Here is a 21,314-nt window from a genome sequence, read left to right as displayed (position 1 = left end):
TTACGAAGAGTGCATTTTTCACCGTTGTTTGTGGAATGAAGGTTTCTGAATATGTACATAATGTTACCAATACTCTCAGAGGAGTTTTAGAAAGAGAGAGAGGGGGGTTTTTGCTATGCATGCTAGCAAAACCATCAAAAGTTTACTTGTTTTTATCTTATTACTCGTCATGTTCACACCGTTGAGAGCGTATGCCCACGCATACATTCAAGAATCAAATCCTTCTGAGAATGAGCGGCTGAAGCAGTCACCAACAGAAGTTAAGATAAAGTTCAACGAAGAGCTACAAAACGGCTTTAACTCACTTAGTATTGTCGATTCGAATGGGAAACGAGTGAAATTAGAAAAAGCAGAAATAAAATCAAAAGACCGTTCGATGATTCAAGCAAAGGTCGAACAGAAGCTTAAAGACGATGTGTATTCTCTTGAATGGCGCGTTGTTTCTGCAGACGGTCATTCCGTTTCAGGGAACATTCCGTTTTTAGTTGGAAAAACGTCAAAGGAGATCCCGAGTTCGTTTCAACAGTCAAACGGAACAAGTAGTGCCTTAAAAGTAGAAAATATTACAGATCGCTGGTTTTTGTACAGTAGCTTTTCCATCATCATAGGCGTATTACTGTTTCGGATGTTTTGGTATCGTCCAGAAAAACCACATACGATCATTAACAAGCGGACGAAAAATCTTCTGTGGATCGGTTTATCTCTTCTTACTATTGCGATCCTAGCATTTTTACCTATTCAAACAAAGTTAAATGCAGGGGTTTCCTGGAGTAAGGCATTTGATTTAGAGTTGTTATCTAAAACGCTACAGTACACAAAAGAAGGAACGGTCTGGATGATTCAAATTGTCATTCTCCTTCTGTTATTTGTAAGCACATGGTGGCTGATGCGAAACAAAGAGCAATTTTCACGCATTAAGGCCAGTTTTTCACTCGCCTTAATTGTAGGAATGATGCTTTCAAAAGCATTTATTGGTCATCCTTCAAGTTCTCCATATAAAGAATTTGGTGTGGGAACGGATTTTCTTCATCTATTATCTGCCTCTATATGGGTAGGGGGCATTTTAGCGATCGTCTTCTTGTTGCATGAAGGAATGTTTAAAAAGGATGAAGAGTCCCGAGATCTCTATTGGCAGAGCTTAAATCGCTTTTCAATTTGGGGTTGGATTGCAGTCGGTACGTTGATGCTAACGGGAATTTTCAATGCGACGCTTTTCATTACCGATATTCAAACCTTAATTAGAACGACATACGGACGAGCGCTTTTAATTAAAGTCGGCGGATTCGTACTAATGGGCATCCTCGGTATGATTCACTTTATTCGCGTAAAATACTTCCCGAATAAAGGCTTGAAATGGGCGGTACGCGTGGAGCTTCTGATTGGACTCGCCATCTTTGCATTTACGGCTGTCTTCACAAACTTACCGACGCCACAGGGTGCAGCACCGCAATCGTTCAATGACACAGCCATTCTGATTGATAATAAAGAATACTTAAACCTTAATATCAGTCCGAAACGACCAGGTCCAAATACGTTTGAAGTGACAATCTACGACCAGCGTGGACGCGCGCTCAAAGATATTGAGCAGGTGACAATCACGATATCGCAGCAAGGATTATTTAAAGACGGACGTAAAAGTACGTTCCAAGTTCCAGAGGTTTCAGAAGGCGTATATGAAACGAATAACTTGTATTTAAACCAAAAAGGCAGATGGAAAATTCAAGTTCACGTCTTAACAAAATCGTTAGACGAATATGATGCGTATTTCTCTACCAACTTAAATCGATAAGGAGTTTTTAACATGAAAAAAATGAAACAATATGTTGTCGCAGCTTCTGCAGCAGCGAGCATGCTATTTTTTGCTAACACGGCAAGTGCCCACGTAACGGTTTTACCAGCAGAATCATCTACTGGGGCGTGGGAAACATATACGATTAAAGTACCGGTAGAAAAAGATGTTCCAACAACAAAAGTAGCGGTGAAAATGCCAGCAGGCGTAGAATTTGAACAATACGAAACAGTGCCTGGATGGACAACCAAAGTGGATAAAAGCGGTAAAGGCACAACGGTGACGTGGAGTACAGAAGGAGAAGGCATTCAAGCGGGTCAATTCCAGCGCTTTACGTTTGTTGCAAAGAATCCTGATAAAGCGGGAGATGTAGCATGGGATGCGTATCAATATTATAAAGATGGTAGCATCGTAGAGTGGACAGGTGATGAGGATAGTGATTCACCGCACTCGATGACGGATATTGTGAAATCAACGACATCTGGTCACAGCCACGGTGGTGGTGCAATGGATAGCCACGGACAAGTAAAAAGCGATGAGGCAGAAGATGATCATGATGATGATTCGAAGCTTCCGCTTACGCTTTCAATTGTCGGTCTTGTATTAGCAGTTGTGGCACTGATTGCATCATTACGTCGTAAAAAATAAAGAAGCAAGACAGAAAAGAAGCGCTCGTAACTGTACGAGCGCTTCTTTTCTTCGTATGTAAACAACGAACGGCTGCATGTTTGAGAGCATATAATAGGGGGTATAGTTAAATAACATTCCATTTTGAAAAATGATCGTGAGCAGTCCGCTAACTTATTTAAAAATTTTATATTTTCTGAAAAAATAACCGTCTAAAAAAGGGATAGAGAAAAACATCTAGAATATAAATAATAATAGAAAAAAGATCGTTATGGATATGGAAGGGTATTATGCTGATCAACGTGGCAGTTAAACAACAATAAGGAGGAAATACGAAATGAACATGAGCTGGGATCTTTTGATCGTCGGAGTCGGAATTTTAGGATGGGTATCAGTAGCGGCATTTGGCTACTCTAAACGAAAAAACGAGCAAAATTTAGTTCGAAAGAGAGAAGAATAAACAGAGCCCGAACGTTAGGGGCTCTGTTTTTTTGTGCGTACGTTATTTCAATATTCATACAGATGAGCGTATTATTTCCCTATAACAAGCCATTTCGATATACTAGTATTAGGGTAATGTTCACGCTTGCGTTTCCCCAAGCAAGTAATTATTGTGTTGCTACAAAATCCGCTTTACCACTATAAGAATTAAAGACCCCTCTTATCACTCCGGATTTTACCTACTTTTGTCTTCTTTGGACAAAATTTTCTCATGTGGCATCAGCGATAATTTTTACCTTTTAAGCACACCATACATCATGAGGAGGAGATTTTTTGACCAAAAAGCATCGGAAATTATCAAAAAAGGCCATACTAAAGCGCTTTATTTTTATTACTCTTGGCGCCATCTTAATGGCTGTTGCCCTAGAACTGTTTCTTGTTCCAAACGGCGTTATTGACGGAGGCGTGACGGGTGTTTCCATTATCCTCGCGCACTTAACGGGGTGGAAGTTAGGACTCTTTATCTTCGTCCTTAACGTACCCTTCATTATCCTCGGGTACAAGCAGCTTGGTAAAACATTTACGATCTCAGCCTTATACGGCATTTTAGTATTATCGATCTTCACCGCTATTTTCACTCCATGGCAAGTGTTCACATCAGATTTATTACTCGCTACTGTATTCGGTGGTATTTTGCTCGGGATTGGCGTTGGACTTGTCATCCGTAACGGAGGAGCTCTAGACGGAACAGAAATACTTGCCATTCTGATCAGCAGTAAATCAAGCTTATCCGTTGGACAAATTGTGATGTTCATTAACGTCTTTATTCTTGGAAGCGCAGGCTTTGTTTTTGGCTGGAATAACGCGATGTATTCTTTAATGGCTTACTTTATTGCCTTTAAGATGATTGATGTCGTCGTAGAAGGTCTTGAACAGTCGCGCTCTGCGTGGATTATTAGTGACCATGAGCAAGAGATCGGCGAAGCGTTGTTGCAGCGTCTTGGACGAGGTGTTACATACTTAAACGGTGAGGGCGGCTATAAAAGCGAAGATAAGCGCGTGATCTTTACCGTAATTACACGCCTTGAAGAAGCCGAATTAAAGACCATTGTAGAAGAAATCGATCCTCAAGCTTTCTTAGCATTAGGGGATATTGCGGAAGTGCGCGGTGGTCGGTTTAAGAAAAAAGCGATTCATTAAAAAACGAGGAGCCTCCTGGGCCCTCGTTTTTTAATGAATAAATGTTTGAGAAAGACCTGTTGAACGAATGGTTTGCTGAAGCTTCTCCATGACATTTGCTAAAAACAAAATGGATTGTCGGGCATCATAGTCGCCGACATCTAAGGAGTGATCGGCGTTTCTAATCACTTCAATTTTAAAATGTAAATGCTGAAGCTGTTGGATCTGCCCCGCACTATAGTGATGGTCTTGGTCGCCAATAACTAGTAACCCTTGATGGGAGCTGGCTAGCAGTGATTGGAAGAGGGACTTAGCCCGTAAAAGCGGCGTAAATAAAATCATTTTAGATGTAGCAAATTCTTCTCTCTTCATTAAAACGTTTGCAATTGGGAGTGTTCCAATCGATTTCCCTAAAAAAATGGTTTCCTTGTAGGAACCGCTTTTCAACACTTCTGCTATAACAGGATCGATATCAGCCATCATAATGTCCGTTAATTCTTCGTTGGTCTTTCGTAGCGTTTGGGCATCGTATGTATAATCAATACGCACAATGTCAATGTCATTTCGAAGCATCATCATTCTTGCGTAATAAAACAGCGGACTATCATATTTATAGCCTGCACCTGCAAACATAAAGCAGACGGTTTGAGATCCTACTTCTGTATGAGTGTAGCGAACGACTCGATTCTTCAAATGAATTTCCTTTTTAGAAACGTGCACCATGTTTTCTTCCTCCAATCGTATTTACAGTTTATCATGAATTTCCAATTTTCATAAAATTTCCTGTCTGTAAGGAGAAATAAGACAAACCATTGCGCCAGATTTTTCATAGACTATGATACATCTTACATCTAGTTGTTGACGGGGGAATGGTGAAGTGAAATCGCTTCGTGTAAAGCTTATGGTTTATTTTCTTATTTTATCCATCGTACCTTTGATGGTTAGCTCCTTTTTTATGTATCAAAATTCAATAGCCAATTTGCAGAACTCTGTGCACCAAGAAGCAGTAAAAGCGAATAAAGGGGTGACGTCCATTATACGAAAAGATGGAGAGGAACTCCTGTTAATAGCTGAATTTTTGCAGCGAGATCCTAGTATCCAGCAGGCGTTCAAGCAGCAAGATCGAAAGAAATTAGCAAAAGTGCTCGACCCGGTCTTTCGCAACCTGCACAAAAAATATGGCCTTGCTATATTGGAATATGGCGATGTGGACGGCAAGGTGTTCTTCCGAGCTCATGAACCAAAAAAATTTGGTGACAGCAAAAGGGATAACCCTTCAATTGAAGCAGCTTTAACAGGAAACACGGTAGAAGGATTGGAGTTTGGAAGCAGTGGATTAGCCAATCGTGCATTTATTCCAATTACATCAGGTGAAAAAGTTATCGGAACGCTGCAGCTCGGATTAGCGCTCAGCAATACGCTACTTCAGCACATTTATACGACCACAGAAAGTCGTGTTTCCTTTTTTGCTAACGATGAGCTCATACAGTCCTCTATAAAAGGCGAGCGGATCGGTAAACGTCTACCTTCATCCATTTACCAAACTGTACAGCGTGGAAAGCGAGTAGAAAAGCAGGAAAACAAAGTGCTTTTCGTCTATACGCCTTTATACGATCCTTCTCATGAACGAGTCATTGGTGTATTGCGTGTGGATAAGGATGTTTCAGGCATTTATAACGTACAAGCAAAGCTTTTTATGCTAATTGGGATCATACTCACAGTCTCACTAATCATCACGCTTGTGACGAGCTTTTATTTGTCGACTTTCGTTACTCGCCCAATTAAAACATTGACACTCTCGCTACAGCAACTAGGAAATGGTGATTTGTCCGTTGAGGAGCTTCATGTTAAGGAAAAAGATGAGATCGGGAAATTAGCAGGCGCTTTTAACCAAACGATTCATCACCTTCGCGATATGATTACTACGATTCAAGATTCATCTAGCAAGGTAGCTTCTTTTAGCGTTGAGCTGTCAGCAAGTGCCGATCAGTTAACAGATGGATCTGAAAAGGTCGTTTCTTTGTCACAGCAATCATCTGAAGGGGTGAATCATCAGCAAGCGCGCACAACTAGTCTTTTTGAAAAGATTAAAAAAATGGCCGATCGTCTAATGAATTTTAGCGAAGAGTGTGAGGAATCACGACGCGTATCTCAGCAAACTCAATTCATGACTCTTGAGGGGAAACAGGCTTTAGACAACGTAAAGAACCAGATCAAGCATACGTCAGATTCCTTTGAAAAGGTACACGAAACGCTTGAACGATTGGGAAATCAGTCGAAGGAAATTGGGAGCATCGTAACGTTCATTTCAACAATCTCTGAGCAAACCAACCTTTTGGCCCTAAACGCAGCAATTGAAGCAGCGAGGGCAGGCGCTCACGGAAAAGGATTTGCAGTAGTGGCAGGGGAAGTACGAAAACTAGCGGAAGAAACAAAGGATTCGACGAGAAAAATTGAATCTGTCATTCAACGTGTTCAGGCTGACACGAAGCGTGCTGTTGAATTTATGAGAGAAGGTCAACAAGTATTAGATGATGCGATTGTGTTGTCTAATAACGCTTCACATAGCTTAACAACGATTCAAGATTTTTCGGTTCAAACGAAACAAAGCGTTGAAGACATGTCCACGTCGATTCAAAGCCTCCTTCTTTTAAATAACGAAATTATTCATGAGTTGGACGTTGTACAGGAAATTTCGGAAAAAGGTATTTCCTTCAGTCAGAAGACCGCGTCTGTCTCACAAGAGCAATTGGCCTCCATTGAAGAAATAGCAGCTAGTGTGAAGGCCCTTGTCGAGCTTGCTGACGAATTTAACTCGCTTCTTACGCGATTTAAGCTATAGATGCAGAAAAAAACGATTTAGCCAAGGAGTTAAATCGTTTTTTCAAGCATAATTTTGATTTCTTTTTCATGATCCACATATGTACCTACAATTTGAAAGCCATGCTGTAGATTTAAAATCAGCATATCTCGCCATTTATTTGTCGTTTTGGTTGTAATCCTCGTATATCCAGCACCTCGACAGTAGTCATGCTGATAGCTCATTAAGGAAGACGCAATACCTTTTCGGCGATGAGCAGGATGTACGCCACCTAACCAGCTATAAAACGTATGTTTATTTACTTCATAGCCAAGCTTATAAGCAACGATACGCTCCTTTTCTTTAAAAGCTAAAATTTGTACGTTCTTTTTTTCCTCCAATTGATACAACAGCTGTCCACTATAAGTAGGACCGAAAAGTAGCTCATGAAGCTCAAAGAAAGAGGGATAGTTTCGTAATTGATAGAGTGGAATGTTAATAATCATCCTGACGCTCCTTTTTTTGTATGTATTCGTCTATTATATTAAAAATAGCTATTTATAGAAATATTTAGCTTATAAAATTATAATAATGTCATAAGAATTACCTATAAAAAGCCAATAAAATGAGCGCTATGATGGAAATAAGGAGGATCAATCATGAAATCATTTCTTTTATTAGTTGGATGTGTAGTGATGACAATTCTTATTTTTTATGCTGCGTATCAGATTAGTAAACGTCAAGAGAAGGGATCGAAATAAAACAAATTAATGATGTGAAAGAGGAGAATGGGATGACAACGATTACACTAGCGCCAATGAATGAAAAAGAGTTTAATTTATTTTGGGACGCCACGGTTCCTAGATATGCACAGAGCGTGTCAAAAGCTCATCACATTTCGTTCGAGACCGCTTTAGAAAAAGCAGCTTCTCAGACAGGGACACTATTATACGAGGGCTTACAGACACCCAATCATTATTTTTTTCAAATCTTATGTGATCAGGCATCAATAGGAAACCTATGGATTTATATTGATGTGAACACCAATAGTGCCTTTTTATATGAGATTTTTATTGCAGAAGAAGGGCGTGGCAAAAGAATCGGATATCATGCAATTAAAAAAGCGGAAGAATGGCTGTTTCATGAAAAAGGTGTATCAAAATTCGGTTTGCACGTATTTGCTTATAATGAAAGAGCACGTAATCTCTATCAAAAACTAGGCTTTCAGGAAATAAGTTTTACGATGTCTAAAACGCTAGAACCGTAAAAATTCGTCACTGACTTATAACATACCTTTCTTTTTAATTAAGCGGACTATCTTTTTCACTCCACGTCTATTTGGGCAAGGGTTTAGTCCTTTCTACTGAGAGAAAGTATCTCGATATAACATAGATGCGAAAGGATTGAAAAGAAAATGATCGATTTCCAGTTATTTTACAGAGAAACTCATTAAAATAAAAGGATAGTAGCCGATATAGTCAACAGGAATACTATTTTTTTACAATAGAATTCCCTACATACTACAAACGAGGAAGTGTCAAAGAGTTATGAGATTACAAGACAAAGTAGCAATCATTACAGGTGGAGCTTCTGGTATCGGTCGAGCAACGGCACTTAAATTTGCACGTGAAGGAGCAAAAGTGGTCATTGGCGATTTCAATGAAGCACAAGGGTCTGAAACGGTCCGACTCATTCAAGAATTGGGCGGAGAAGCAGCGTTCTGTCAAACGGACGTGACGGAATTCGAGCAGGTAGAGAACCTGGTGCAGTTTGCGGTTGATACGTTCGGGACGATTACGACGATTTTTAACAACGCAGGCATTGCTTACGCAAAGTCGTTTCTTGACCATGATCCGAAAGACTTTGATCGCGTCCTAAAAGTAAATTTATACGGTGTTTACTACGGAGTGCTAGCGGCAGGACGCAAAATGAAAGAGCTTGGTGTAGCCGGTGTTATTATTAACAATGCATCTGTATTTGGCTTTATGGGGACACCAGGAATTACGGGGTATCAAGCAGCAAAAGGTGGGGTTGTAACACTCACAAAGCATGCGGCCGTAGAGCTTGCACCTCATGGTATTCGCGTCGTAGCGGTAGGTCCAGCAGCTGTAGACACGCCGATTTTACAAGGAAATAAAGATGCTGGTTTAACAAAATTCATGGAATATCAGCAGTTGACGAAGAAACTCATTCAGCCAGAGCAAGTGGCAAATGTCGTTGCTTTTATGGCTTCTGATGAAGGTGACAGCATTAACGGAACGACCGTCATGTCTGATGATGGCTATTCGGTCTTTAAATCTCATTTACGATAAGGGAAAAGCGATCTCGCACAAACGAGGTCGCTTTTTTTTACATCGTTTCATGGAAATTGACGTTACGTGGGGGTGACTCTAACTTTTTGGCCTTTAGAAAGCTCCATACGCCGATGCTCGTCAGGAAGCAAAGGCAACCGGCAATCATAAAAACGGTTCCTACGCCGAGATGTTTAGCGAGAATTGCGCCGATGGAAGGGGCAAAGAGCATCATAGTAATTTGAATGCTTTGAGCAACCGAGCTGACCCGAGCCATTTTATCAGCGGGTGTGTCTCGCTGAAGCAAATAGGCATATGGTAAGTGCTCGCCGCACGAGATCGCACCACACAAGAAGGCACCGATAAACCAAATATAGGCGTGAAGTGTAATCAGATTGCTAGCTCCAAGCCCGAGAAGAATAATGAATGAACCGATTCCGACAAAGCTAACGGCCATTGTTGTAATCGGTTTTTGCTGCCAAAAACGAAGCTGATCAAGTACCAATGCGCCGACAACGGATCCTAATCCGACAGAAGAGATTAATAGTCCAAAAAACGATTCGTCAAACTGAAGCTCTTTGGAAACAAAGACGAGTAATCCATCGTATAAAAATACGATAAAAAGGGAAACAGACGATGCGACAAGAGCAGTGAGAACGAGCGTGCTTTGACGAAGTTGACGAAATCCTGCTCTCAATTCATGCATATAGCTCGCTTTCTCTTTCAGCTGGTGATGGGACGAAAAGGCAGGAATACGAACGGTTAACAGCGGAATAATGGCAAGTAAAAATAACGCGCTTTCTATTTTGAGTGCGGTCGAGACGCTAAACGCATGAACAAGCAATCCGCTAATAGACGGCCCAATAATTTTCGTGGTGTTGGATGAGATTTGTGTAAGTGTCACTGCTTGAGAAAGGTGGCGTTCAGAAACAAGGGCTCGAATACTTGCCTGCTTAGCCGGATCAAATAGAGAGGCGACCGTCCCTTTTAAAAAAACAAGAAAAAGTAAAGCAATGAAAGTAGGCGCAAGCAAATAGCTAAGAATCAGTAGACTGCGAAGAATAAGAGTAGTAATTAAGACCATTTTTTTCGGCAGGCGATCTACAAATACGCTTGCAAACGGGCCAATTATGACCCAAGGAAGACCGTACGTAATAATGAAGGCTGCCATGGCTTCTTCCTTCAATCCCCATTGATAGGCAATTAAAACCGTTAAAATCGTAAAATCAAACCAGTTTCCAAGGTCTGATAACAGCTGGGCACTAAAAAAAGAGCGGTAGGAGGATTCGCGTAAAGGAGAAAGTAAATGGTTAGCTTTCATCAGATTTCTCCAGTTCGAGCGCTTTTTTAATGCGTTCTTTTTTCTTGTCAATTAAGTTGGACGGGTCCTGTGCTGGAGGCTTTGCAGGCCCTTTTACTGCCTCGATTGTTTCATCAATCCACTCGAGTTCTGCCTGTAGCTTTTTCTGTACATATTGAATTGTATACATTCCAAATTCACTAATGGTTGAGACCCCGTTTTTTGGCCAGTTTGTGTAATAAGCAAGAGTTTCTTCCGTTTCCTGCTTGCGTTTTAACAAGTGGGGAATAACGCCCTCTCGATCTTCAAGCATAATGTGGTTCCAAAAGCTGACCTTGATCAGCAGTTCATCCTTTAGAATAGGGGGCTGTGGATCTTCTTTTAGCCATTTCTGTAATTCCCGCCATCCCTTTGATGTGAGGTCATATACTTTTTTTCCTCTTCCTGTTTCCTCATGGTGTAACGTTTCAATGAAGCCTTCTGATTCTAATTTCTTCAGTTTGGGGTAGATGCTTCCGAAACTAATTCCCCAGTACATTCCTGCGCCAGGGTGCTCAAATTCTTGCTTAATGTCATAACCTGTACAAGGTCGCGTACTAATGACAGCTAAAATATAGTACTCAATCGTCAACTATGTCACATCCCTTCGATGATTAATGTATCAATTTGATATATCATTATGATATATTGACATGAAATGTGTGTCAATAATGAAAAAATTTAGAAAGTAATGGTTTTTTTTGCATACTATCATAGAAAATGGATCAAGCATTGCAACTATTCGCACTTTCGATTAAGATTAGACTAAGTCAGTTTGTGATAAATACTGACAGAGAGCTGGATCACTACGTTTTGTTAGAAATCATTTCTAATTGATCACCCATAAATTATTCTTTTTGGCGAAAGATATAATGATGGACGCGAATGATTCATAACATAAAGAACGGGTGCAAAAAGAAGAAATTTACAGAATTAAAGCGAGGAACTCACATGAAAAAGCAAGTAGTAGTATTTACAGGTGGCGGCTCGGCTGGGCACGTCACACCTAATATTGCGATTATGAATGAGCTAGATCCACAAAAATGGGATATCCATTACATTGGCTCTCGCAAAGGAATTGAAAAAGAATTAATCACAAAAATAAATATTCCATACCACGGAATTTCAAGCGGAAAGCTTAGAAGATACATAGATTTAGAAAACGTAAAAGACGTGTTTCGAGTAATAAAAGGAATTATGGATGCGCGTCGTGTGCTTCGTAAGCTAAAGCCTGCGGTGGTATTTTCAAAAGGTGGGTTTGTGACGGTGCCTGTAATTATGGCGGCGAAATCGTTGAACATTCCAGTATATCTACACGAAAGTGATTTAACGCCAGGCCTTGCCAACAAAATTGCGCAGCGCTTTGCGGCAAAAATCTTCACTTCTTTTGAAGAAGCGGCTAAGTTCTTTCCATCCACTAAAACAGAAGTGGTAGGGTCTCCGATACGCAGACAGCTTTTCGAGGGTGATGCGCTAAATGGGCGCCGTTGGTTAGGCTTTGATGTTAATCGTCCGATCCTAACGGTAATGGGAGGAAGCTTAGGAGCGAAGAAAATTAACAGCTCTGTTCGGGAAGCTCTTCCAGAACTATTGAAAGAATTTCAAGTCGTTCATTTGTGCGGGAAGGGGAACCTTGATTCAAGCCTAGAAACAGTAGAGGGATACAAACAGCTTGAATACGTACACGAAGAATTGGCGGACATTTTAGCTGCGACAGACTTTGTCGTAACGCGTGGCGGCTCCAATGCGATTTTTGAATTTTTATCGCTGCATAAGCCAATGTTAATCATCCCCCTACCAAAAAGCCAAAGTCGCGGTGACCAAATTTTAAATGCGCAAGCTTTCTCGAAAAAAGGATATGCGGTCGTTTTAGAAGAAGAGCAGCTAACAAAAGAAACGTTCATCGAACAAATCGACTACTTAGAAAGTCATGGTACCGTAATTCAGGCCAACATGCGTGAAGCGACTAAGACGGATACCATTGCGTATTTAGTGGAGCAAATTGATCGTATGCACAAGGGATAAAGAAATGAGCAGGAATCAAAGAATACTTTGGTTCCTTTTTTGTGCCCTTTTTATGTGGATAATAATTCCACGAATAACGAGGACGTGCTATAGTTAAGGAAAGGGATGGTTTTTTAGTTTTTTTTAGGAGGAAACCGATGAGTAAGAAGGTTTTTTTAGTAAGGCATTGCCAAGCAAAGGGGCAAGAAGAAAGCGCTATCTTAACAGAGGAGGGTTTTCTGCAAGCAGAAGCGCTCAGTCGTTTTTTTGAACCGTATAAAATTGACCACATTATCTCGAGTCCGTTTACTCGTGCACTGCAGACGATTGAGCCAACGGCACGAGTAAAAGGGATTAAAGTCGAAGAGGACGTTCGTTTAATGGAGCGTATATTAAGCGCTACACCAATGAACGACTGGTATGAAAAGCTAGAAAAAACGTTCCAAGACCTCGATCTCTCGTATGAAGGCGGTGAATCAAGCCTAGAGGCAATGCGCCGTGCCCAGTCAGTCATCCAAGAAATAGCGGATCATGAGGCGGAATGCATCGTTTTAGTAACACATGGAAACTTACTTGCACTTCTATTAAAAAGCTATGATTCAATGATCGGGTTTCAGCAGTGGGCCGATCTTCGGAATCCAGATGTGTTTTTGCTTGAATTGAAAAATTTTAAGACAAAGCGCCTTTATCCGCTATGATTTGACAACTGATGAAGAGACTCGCTAGATTTTATAAGTGATGCTTCAAACATGAACAACTGAAGATAGAGGGGGAATCTTAACATGAAGGAATCAAATGGACAGATAAAGCAGGCATCTGAAGTGTTACAGTCCTTTTCAAACATTATGAAAGAAGCTGGAAAATGGACGCAAAAAAATGCGTCTAGTTTAGATTTAAACGTTCAACAAATGGTTATAATTAATACACTTTCTGTTCACAAGGTGCTAACAGTAGAGAAGCAAGTAGCACAGCTACAGCTATCAAAAAATACGATTAACACGCAACTGGAGACTATTGTGCAACGTGGATTTGTTGAACGCACAATGAACGATCAACGTGAGGGGCAGCTATCACTTACAGATGAAGGAAGAAAAAAGGCTAATATGTCTATTCAAAACGCCTCTTCCTATAAAGCAATGATGAGGGCGTTGCAGTCATTTTCTGAAGAGGAAAAAGCACAGCTACTAGCTATGCATGCACGAATTTTAGAGGGACTAAAAGTAGAGGAATGATTTTCCTCTACCTAAAAAAGACGAAATATTCACTGTTTTTTGGATAGTGATGACGTGACCGAATTTATACAAAGAAGCGGTTCAAAAAAATACATAAAAGGGAGTTTTGGGCGTGCCGGGGGTCTTTTTTCGAAAAAGGAAACAACAAATGAATGAAACAGCTACTACGGTGGCTGACAAATCGTTTTATGAGGGGGAGCTACCTTTTTTTAAAGGTCTAGGAGAAGAAGAAATTCAGCAGCTATTACATACGCTACAAGCGGGTATTTGGTCGTTTGACTGTGAAACACAAACATACACATTTTGTACAGAGGGAATTACGCGTATTACGGGAATAGCAGCGCAGTCATTTTTACAGGGAGCTGTGACGTGGATTGATTATGTAGCAGAAGAAGATCAAGAGGCCTATAAAAAGAAGCAAAAAGAGTTGCTAAACGGAGATCCAATTGAGCATGAATACCGTATTGCGTTAGGTGATGGAACGATAAAGTGGATACATGATCATACCTTTCCGACGGTTGACAAAAGAGGGAAGGTAATACGAATAAGCGGCTTTATTACAGATATCAATCATTACAAGCAGCTCATTCAGGATATGAACCATATTTCTACGCATGACTACTTAACGAAATTGCCCAATCGGTTTTCATTTCAGCAGGAAATTGCTACAGCCATTCATCAAGCTCATGAAAAGGGAGAAAAATTTGCGATCTTTAAAATTAATTTAGATCGGTTTAAATACATAAATGATCAGTTAAATCACGAAGTAGGAGATCAGGTGCTTATTGAAGTGACGAAGCGCCTCACTCGTTATGGCGAAAGGTATGAATGGTTTATTAGCAGGGTAGGTTCTGATGAGTTTGCATTTTTACTTCCGTCTTTATCACGTTTAGAAGATGTGCAACAGATGGCAAAGGACGTTATGGAACTGTTGAGTGAGCCGATTACCGTTAATGAATATGAAATTTATGTGACCACATGTATTGGAATCACTATTTTTCCACATGATGGTCATACGGAAGAAGTGCTCAGAAAAAATGTCGATGCGGCTCTTCATCGTGCAAAGGAGCTTGGGATAAGCAATTATTATGTGTACACACATAACTTAAACGCGGAATCCTACAAGATGTATACGCTCGAGCACGATATGAGAAGGGCGTTAAAAAATCGTGAATTTCACGTTTACTATCAGCCGAAGGTAGACATTACGACAAATGACATCATAGGAGCGGAGGCTCTTATACGCTGGGAACATCCGATTTGGGGAATCGTTTCACCGAGTGAATTCATATCGATTTCTGAGGAGAACGGGCTGATCGTAGAAATCGGTGATTATGTTATTGAGGAAGTATGTCGTCAAATGCGGGAATGGAAAGACTGCGATCATCCGCTTGTTCCGATTTCTGTTAATATTTCACCGAAGCGTTTTTTGCAGAAAAATTTAAAAGCGTTTTTATTTGCTACTCTACGTCAATACAACATAGAGCCTCATTATTTGGAGCTTGAAATTACGGAAAATTCACTCTTTCATAATCCAGAGGCGGTTGGGTTTATGATTGGGGAGCTACGAGAATGGGGAATTAAATTTGCGCTAGATGATTTTGGAACCGGCTTTTCTTCCCTCATGCACATTCGAAACTTTCAAATTGATACATTAAAAGTAGATCGGTCGTTTATTCGTGACCTTGAAAACAGTGATAAAGACAAAAAAATTATTGAAACGCTCATTCATCTAGCAAAAGGGCTAGAGATCAATTTGGTGATTGAAGGAGTGGAAACGAAACAACAGCTTGCTTTGTTAAGGGATATGGGAAGTCATTACGTGCAAGGGTATTTGTACAGTAAGCCTGTTCCCGTTCAAGATTTTTCCGAGATGATCGGTGAAAAGAAAATCATTCCGGGTCGCAAGAAAAAAGCAGTCCCTGCAAAAGAGCGCCGTCGTTTTTACCGAATGGATGTGCCTGTTCCGTTCTCAGGAGCGCTTTCTATTGTCCGTATTAAAGAAAAAGAGCTTGAAATGGGCAAGATGAAAATTGTAGTGGATAACATTGGCTTTGGAGGAATTCGTTTTAGTTCTCACTTACACATGCCTGTTCGAGATGATGTAATATTAGAGGTTGAAATGAAGCTTCTTGGCTACACGCTTCGTCACATCGGAAAACTTGTCTGGAAAGAAGAGCGGGACGATGGGTTTTATATGTATGGCATTGAGTTTATCCTGGAAGAAAAAGAACGTCACTTATTAACAAAAGTGGTCAATCAAGTTACGATGACGCTACAGAAAAACCAAAAATTGCTTGAAACGGAGTTAATTGAAGAAGGAATCACGGTGTATTTACAAAAAATTCAACAGCGAAAATGAGAGGATAAAAAAGAGGAATGAATGTAGACGCTATTCGTCCTCATTCATTCCTAAACGTCTTTTTAATTCAAACAACTCATCCTCTAGCATGTAAATTTTCTGGTGGATGCGATAAAAAATAGGTAGATACACAAGTACTGCTAAGATTAACCATCCCATGTCATGTTCCTTCTTTCTATAAGTTACACTCTATGATTATTTACTAGTTTCTATAGTTTATGAGAGGAATAAGAGAGTATGCATAAAATTCATGAGCGCAAAGCAATAGAGAGCCTCTTAACAGAACAAGTACCTTCCTTTACACATGCGGTAATTGAGGGGCAGTTGCAAGGGGAAATATGGGTCGATCATTTAAACGCCCCTTCATGTGGGATTGTCTCCGCTTGGAACGGGGTGCATAGCTTTTTCGGGAAGGCTGGTAATCTAGTATTTGATGAGTGGCTCGGTCATTATGTCAAGGAAAAAAGCAGCAGCGGCCGCTTCACGGTTTTTGATCCAGAGGATGGTTTTAGGGACGTGCTGAAACAAACATCATTATCTTTTCAAAAACATTTGCGCATAGGCTATCGCTGGGAGAAAAGAGAGCTTCCTTCTATCAATCATGCGATCAACATTGGTCAGCAGGAGGTTGAACGTAGTACGGTTTTCACAGAAAGTTATTATGGATTATGGTGGAATTCCGTCGATGCTTTCCTCGCAAAAGGAATAGGTGTATGCATAAAAGAGGGAGAGGATTTAGTAGGAGAATGCGTGAGCATCTTTAAAACCTCTGTATATGCGGAGGCGGATATTGAGGTCAATCCAAAAGCAAGAGGAAAAGGTATTGGTTATGAGATAGGATGTGCATTTATTGCAGAATGTCTGCGTTTAGGAGTTGAGCCTAGGTGGGACTGCGATCATGACAACCTGGCTTCACAACTACTTGCTCAAAAACTAGGCTTTACAAAACGATATGAGTACCCCCTCTATTCACTCAAAAGCACGTCTAGCTAACGGCAGACGTGCTTTTCTTTGTTTTTAAACGTATTCCACATTTGCAAAGCATCGTATGTTTTAGCACTTTGATAGGGGTATGGCAATGTACACAGTTCATATAGGTTAACTCCTTTCTAGATCTCTGACTTATTTTGATGTTTCTTAGGCGCTTGCTCATACTGATGAAGGAATGCATGTACTGACTAACGTAATAAAAAAACGTTATTGTAAACATTGATAGCCAGAGCGGCGATCAAATTCTTCAGCACCAGCTTGTAGAAATTAACCCTTAAAGAGATGAAAGGGCCCTCTTTTTGCTTTTAAAGGCAAAAGAGGGCTCTTTTTTTAATTGATAAAAAGTAGATGTAGTTGAGAAAAACTACTTTCTCTTGGATGGAACAGATAGACCAAGACCTTCAGCTACGCGAATTCCATATTCAGGGTCCGCTTTATAAAAATGCTCGATTTGTCGACGCTTAATCTCATCACTTTCAACTGGTTTCATCGCCCCTACAATGTTTGAAATGAGACGCGTACGCTCGTCTTTTGTCAGCAAGCGGTATAAATCCCCAGCCTGCGTGTAGTGATCATCTTGATCATAAGCTACGCTATCTGCTACTCCTGATACAGGATAAGCGGCAGGCTTATGCTGAGGGGACTCTTTTGGTCCGTTCAAGCTATTCGGCTCGTAGTAAACAGAACCACCACCGTTGTTGTCAAAACGCATTTGGCCATCGCGCTGGTACGTATGAACATCTGTCTTAGGACGGTTAATCGGCAGTGCCTGATGGTTGGCTCCTACGCGGTAGCGATGCGCATCGTGATAAGCGAACAAACGTCCTTGCAACATTTTATCTGGTGAAACGTCAATACCAGGAACGAGTGTACCAGGGGAGAAGGTGGCTTGCTCCACTTCGGCAAAATAGTTTTCAGGGTTGCGGTCCAACACCATGCGACCAACCTCTTGCAGCGGATAATCTTTTTGTGACCACACTTTTGTGACATCAAACGGATCAAATCGGTATGTGTCAGCATCCTCAATCGGCATAATTTGCACGTAAAGCCTCCATGCTGGATGATCCCCGTTTTCAATCGCATTGTACAAATCTTCAGTATGAGAGTCAGGATTTTCGCCTGCTAATCGCTGTCCCATTTCTTCTGTTAAGTTTTTAATTCCTTGTTCGGTTTTAAAGTGATATTTCACCCATACACCGTCGCCATCTTCGTTTACCCATTTGAACGTGTGGCTGCCAAATCCGTGCATGTGACGGTATGTCGCTGGAATACCGCGGTCGGACATCAAAATGGTCACTTGGTGAAGAGATTCAGGTGATAGTGACCAAAAATCCCATACGGCGTTTGGATTTTTTAAATGGGTTGCAGGGTGACGCTTTTGTGTATGAATAAAGTCCGGAAACTTAATCGCATCGCGGATAAAGAATACGGGCGTATTATTTCCGACAAGATCATAATTTCCTTCTTCTGTATAAAACTTCACCGCAAATCCACGCGGATCACGAACAGAATCTGCTGATCCGTTTTCACCAGCTACCGTTGAAAAGCGAACGAATAAAGGAGTGCGTTTTCCAACGTCAGAAAGAAACGCGGCTTTTGTGTAGGCAGTAACATCCTTTGTTACTTCGAAATAGCCGTGAGCACCTGCGCCTTTCGCATGAACAACACGTTCAGGAACACGTTCACGGTTGAAATGAGCCAATTTTTCGAGCAGATGAACATCTTGAATGAGTGTAGGACCTCTAGATCCTGCGGTCATTGAATGTTGATTGTCGCCTACAGGAGCTCCCCAGCTTGTTGTTAGGTGTTGATTTTTTTTCGTCATAAACGATCACCTCATATGTATTTTTTATTTAAGTAAATGATAACACCTCTCAAAGAAAAATCAATACTAAATTATAATTATTTTAAAAAGAAAATAATTATAACAGGTGTTTTGTAAAAAAGGGCTAGTACATACCTATCCGAAATGGCGATCATTCATGACAAAATTTTAACGGCTTTGCAAAAAGTAGTTGACGAGACCTGTAAACTTGCTTTAGAGTACTAAGTGTATTAAGTAACGTAATACAGTTCATACGATAGCGTCTACAGTTTAAATAAAGCATTGAGAAAGCGTTCGTTATGAAGGGATGTTTTCTTAGCAAGTGGCTGTGCGTAAAAAAATAAAAGAAGGGGTCTTACATATGATTGAAGTACGAAATGTTAGCTTATCTTTTGAGATCGGAAAAAAAGATCAAAAGCAGGTAACACCTGTGTTACAAGATGTATCACTAAACGTAAAAAAAGGAGAAATTGTCACTGTAGTAGGACGTAGTGGGTCTGGTAAATCGACGCTCTTAAATGTCATTGGTGGATTTATTCATCCGAAAGAAGGTCAAATCCTTATCGATGAAGTAGATGTTTCCGGCTATAATGAAGCGCAATTTGCTGATTTTCGTCTTGAAAATATGGGCTTTATTTTTCAAAGCTTTCAGCTTATTCAAAGCATGACGGCGTTTGAAAACGTCGAGTTGCCGCTCATTCTAAAGGGGATGAGTGAAGGAGAACGTAAAGTGCAGACGCAGGCTTTGCTAGAAAAAGTAGGATTATGGGCGTATAAGGATCATTATCCGAGTGAACTATCGGGCGGACAGCAGCAACGTGTAAGTATTGCACGCGCTCTTATTGTCAATCCGCCGCTGATTTTAGCTGATGAGCCAACCGGAAGTTTAGATAGTACAACAGAAGAAGAGCTGCTTGGACTGATTCAAAGCTTAAATCAAGAGTTAGGCATTACGTTCCTCATTATCACCCACGACCAAGAGGTAGCCAAAATTGGACATCGAACGGTTGAAATGATTGATGGTCGACTAAAAGAAGGAGTAAGAATATGAGAGTAAAAGATCAGCTGCGATTTGTTCGCCAAAATATGAAAAAAAATAAAACGAGAATTTTCATGACGGTCTTGGCTACGGCCATTGGGTGCGCGTTTCTCATTGTCCTGGCATCCATCGGATTTGGATTGCAAGAAAGTATTGTAAAGGAAATCACCGAGGACAGAGCGGTTACGGAAATTGAAGTGCACGGAAAAACAAACGACGATGACTACCAGTCGATTACAGATAAAGAAGTGTCGGAGCTAGAAAGCATCAAGAATGTAAAAGCCGTCACAAGACATCAGAATTTACAGCAGGGTGCTTCTTATACGATTGGTCAATATCAATCAGGAGGAGCACAAACCGTTGTGACAGATTTTCCATCAGAAGTTCGTTCAGGATTTAAACTATCTGATGGTCGATTACCAAAGAAAGAGAACGAGATTATTGTAGGGTACGACTTTGTAAATGGTTTAGAGCCAGTCGGTACAAAACCGGATGACTTATACGGAAAAGACGGAGCTGTTAACTCGAAATATCGCTACAAAGAAAACCTCATTGGTAAAACCATTCAAATGAAAGTCGTTCAAAACAAAAACGGAAAAGAAGAAGAAAAAGTCATTCCGTTGACGGTAGTGGGCATTGGTCAAGACCCGGGTAAGAAGTGGGTGATGAATCAGAATGTCTTCATTTCTTCACAAGTACTTAGTCAAATTGAGCAGTTTACAGGAACGGAAAAAGGTGCTGTTCGATCAGGAGATTCAGAAGAAGATCTTTCACCACAGGACCAAAATACGTATGACGAAATTAAGGTCTATGCAGATAACGTAGAAGACGTGAATGGGATCGTGGATCAGCTCGATAAAAAACAGTATCTTTCGTATTCCATTGTAAGCGAGTTAAAGCAAATTAATATGGTGTTTAACGTGTTAAAGGTAGGGTTAATTCTAGTCGGTACGATTGCGATTGTCATCGCATCTATCGGTATTTATAACACCATGACAATGGCCGTGACGGAGCGCTCTCCGGATATTGGGATTATGAAAGCGATTGGTGCAAATCCGAAGACCATTAAACGAATTTTCCTATTGGAAAGCAGCTACATTGCCATTATGGGAGCGATTGTTGGGACAGTGGTCGCTTATATTGTGAGCTTTGGTGTAAACCTTGCGCTGCCACCTATTCTTGCGAAGGTGTTCAAGCAGGACCTTCCAGCTAATCTAATGTTTTCATACATTCCGTGGATTCTCCCCATCATTTGTATCGCCATTTGCTTCCTTGTGACGATTGCATCAGGAATGCGTCCCGCAACACGTGCGACGAAGGTCGATGTGTTGAAGGCGTTAAGAAGAGAAGTTTAATAAATAAAACGCCCCTTGCGCAAGGGGCGTTTTATTTGTGT

General features: G+C 40.7%; 20 protein-coding genes. 14 read left to right on the top strand and 6 right to left on the bottom strand.

The annotated features are described in order from the left end of the window. The first annotated feature begins 115 nt into the window (after nt 1-115). From IE339_RS12235 to IE339_RS12225, 4 genes are all read left to right on the top strand, one after another. The gene (locus IE339_RS12235) at nt 116-1,789 is read left to right on the top strand and encodes a copper resistance CopC/CopD family protein (protein WP_242167847.1); all 1,674 of its coding nucleotides are present in this window, start codon (nt 116-118) and stop codon (nt 1,787-1,789) included. Nucleotides 1,790-1,801: 12 nt separating this feature from the next. Continuing rightward, a complete protein-coding gene (locus IE339_RS12230) occupies nt 1,802-2,437 on the top strand; it encodes a YcnI family copper-binding membrane protein (protein ID WP_397428615.1) in 636 nt (211 codons plus the stop codon). Nucleotides 2,438-2,753: 316 nt separating this feature from the next. Continuing rightward, nucleotides 2,754-2,876: a hypothetical protein gene (locus IE339_RS24690; RefSeq protein ID WP_277933908.1), complete on the top strand. Its 123-nt coding sequence runs from the start codon at nt 2,754-2,756 to the stop codon at nt 2,874-2,876. 314 nt (nt 2,877-3,190) lie between these two features. After that, on the top strand, nt 3,191-4,057 hold the full coding sequence (locus IE339_RS12225) for a YitT family protein (protein WP_053402371.1): 867 nt from the start codon (nt 3,191-3,193) through the stop codon (nt 4,055-4,057). A gap of 30 nt (nt 4,058-4,087) precedes the next feature. Here IE339_RS12225 and IE339_RS12220 read toward each other — a convergent pair whose 3' ends face one another. Then, nucleotides 4,088-4,756 carry an alpha/beta family hydrolase gene (locus tag IE339_RS12220; RefSeq protein WP_242176180.1) on the bottom strand — a complete coding sequence of 223 codons (669 nt, stop codon included), beginning with the start codon at nt 4,754-4,756 and terminating at the stop codon, nt 4,088-4,090. Between the two features lie 157 nt (nt 4,757-4,913). Between IE339_RS12220 and IE339_RS12215 the strand changes: the two genes are divergently transcribed. Further along, nucleotides 4,914-6,878 (top strand): methyl-accepting chemotaxis protein, encoded by a 1,965-nt coding sequence (locus IE339_RS12215; protein ID WP_242167845.1) that lies wholly within the window; start codon nt 4,914-4,916, stop codon nt 6,876-6,878. A 29-nt stretch (nt 6,879-6,907) separates the two neighbouring features. Here the strand turns inward: IE339_RS12215 and IE339_RS12210 are convergent, their stop codons facing one another. Then, entirely contained in the window at nt 6,908-7,342 is a 435-nt protein-coding gene (locus IE339_RS12210; RefSeq protein WP_242167842.1) for a GNAT family N-acetyltransferase, read from the bottom strand. Nucleotides 7,343-7,629: 287 nt separating this feature from the next. On the opposite strand from IE339_RS12210, the gene IE339_RS12205 reads away from it, so the two are divergent. Both IE339_RS12205 and IE339_RS12200 read left to right on the top strand, forming a co-directional pair. Further along, nucleotides 7,630-8,103 carry a GNAT family N-acetyltransferase gene (locus tag IE339_RS12205; RefSeq protein ID WP_242167840.1) on the top strand — a complete coding sequence of 158 codons (474 nt, stop codon included), beginning with the start codon at nt 7,630-7,632 and terminating at the stop codon, nt 8,101-8,103. 280 nt (nt 8,104-8,383) lie between these two features. After that, a complete protein-coding gene (locus IE339_RS12200) occupies nt 8,384-9,148 on the top strand; it encodes an SDR family NAD(P)-dependent oxidoreductase (RefSeq protein WP_242167838.1) in 765 nt (254 codons plus the stop codon). A gap of 37 nt (nt 9,149-9,185) precedes the next feature. On the opposite strand, the gene IE339_RS12195 is transcribed toward IE339_RS12200, so the two are convergent. Continuing rightward, nucleotides 9,186-10,448, bottom strand: a complete 1,263-nt coding sequence (locus IE339_RS12195) for an MFS transporter (RefSeq protein WP_242167837.1) — start codon at nt 10,446-10,448, stop codon at nt 9,186-9,188. Further along, nucleotides 10,438-11,058 (bottom strand): PadR family transcriptional regulator, encoded by a 621-nt coding sequence (locus IE339_RS12190; protein ID WP_242167835.1) that lies wholly within the window; start codon nt 11,056-11,058, stop codon nt 10,438-10,440. The genes IE339_RS12195 and IE339_RS12190 overlap by 11 nt, the downstream gene beginning before the upstream one ends. Before the next feature lie 359 nt (nt 11,059-11,417). On the opposite strand from IE339_RS12190, the gene IE339_RS12185 reads away from it, so the two are divergent. The 4 genes from IE339_RS12185 to IE339_RS12170 all read left to right on the top strand — a co-directional run bounded on the left by IE339_RS12185 (nt 11,418) and on the right by IE339_RS12170 (nt 16,064). Further along, nucleotides 11,418-12,491 carry an undecaprenyldiphospho-muramoylpentapeptide beta-N-acetylglucosaminyltransferase gene (locus tag IE339_RS12185; protein WP_053402459.1) on the top strand — a complete coding sequence of 358 codons (1,074 nt, stop codon included), beginning with the start codon at nt 11,418-11,420 and terminating at the stop codon, nt 12,489-12,491. Nucleotides 12,492-12,628: 137 nt separating this feature from the next. Then, entirely contained in the window at nt 12,629-13,168 is a 540-nt protein-coding gene (locus tag IE339_RS12180) for a histidine phosphatase family protein (protein ID WP_242167833.1), read from the top strand. A gap of 84 nt (nt 13,169-13,252) precedes the next feature. Then, nucleotides 13,253-13,702 (top strand): helix-turn-helix domain-containing protein, encoded by a 450-nt coding sequence (locus tag IE339_RS12175; protein WP_242167831.1) that lies wholly within the window; start codon nt 13,253-13,255, stop codon nt 13,700-13,702. Between the two features lie 148 nt (nt 13,703-13,850). After that, entirely contained in the window at nt 13,851-16,064 is a 2,214-nt protein-coding gene (locus tag IE339_RS12170; protein ID WP_242167829.1) for an EAL domain-containing protein, read from the top strand. A gap of 30 nt (nt 16,065-16,094) precedes the next feature. Here the strand turns inward: IE339_RS12170 and IE339_RS24685 are convergent, their stop codons facing one another. Then, nucleotides 16,095-16,223 carry a hypothetical protein gene (locus tag IE339_RS24685; protein ID WP_277933907.1) on the bottom strand — a complete coding sequence of 43 codons (129 nt, stop codon included), beginning with the start codon at nt 16,221-16,223 and terminating at the stop codon, nt 16,095-16,097. 78 nt (nt 16,224-16,301) lie between these two features. On the opposite strand from IE339_RS24685, the gene IE339_RS12165 reads away from it, so the two are divergent. Then, nucleotides 16,302-17,057, top strand: a complete 756-nt coding sequence (locus IE339_RS12165; RefSeq protein WP_242167827.1) for a GNAT family N-acetyltransferase — start codon at nt 16,302-16,304, stop codon at nt 17,055-17,057. Between the two features lie 361 nt (nt 17,058-17,418). Here the strand turns inward: IE339_RS12165 and katA are convergent, their stop codons facing one another. Beyond that, nucleotides 17,419-18,879 carry a catalase KatA gene (gene katA, locus IE339_RS12160; RefSeq protein ID WP_242167825.1) on the bottom strand — a complete coding sequence of 487 codons (1,461 nt, stop codon included), beginning with the start codon at nt 18,877-18,879 and terminating at the stop codon, nt 17,419-17,421. A 361-nt stretch (nt 18,880-19,240) separates the two neighbouring features. On the opposite strand from katA, the gene IE339_RS12155 reads away from it, so the two are divergent. Together IE339_RS12155 and IE339_RS12150 are read left to right on the top strand one after the other, a co-directional pair. Continuing rightward, complete coding sequence (locus tag IE339_RS12155; RefSeq protein WP_242167823.1) at nt 19,241-19,930, top strand: ABC transporter ATP-binding protein; 690 nt, start codon at nt 19,241-19,243, stop codon at nt 19,928-19,930. Then, nucleotides 19,927-21,273 carry an ABC transporter permease gene (locus tag IE339_RS12150; RefSeq protein WP_242167821.1) on the top strand — a complete coding sequence of 449 codons (1,347 nt, stop codon included), beginning with the start codon at nt 19,927-19,929 and terminating at the stop codon, nt 21,271-21,273. Before IE339_RS12155 ends, IE339_RS12150 begins: the two co-directional genes overlap by 4 nt. Nucleotides 21,274-21,314: the final 41 nt, after the last annotated feature.

The sequence above is a fragment of the Priestia koreensis genome (assembly GCF_022646885.1).
Classification (GTDB): Bacteria; Bacillota; Bacilli; order Bacillales; family Bacillaceae_H; genus Bacillus_AG; species Bacillus_AG koreensis_A.
Note: the sequence above shows the minus strand (reverse complement) of the source record. Positions and strands in the feature narration are given on the sequence as shown.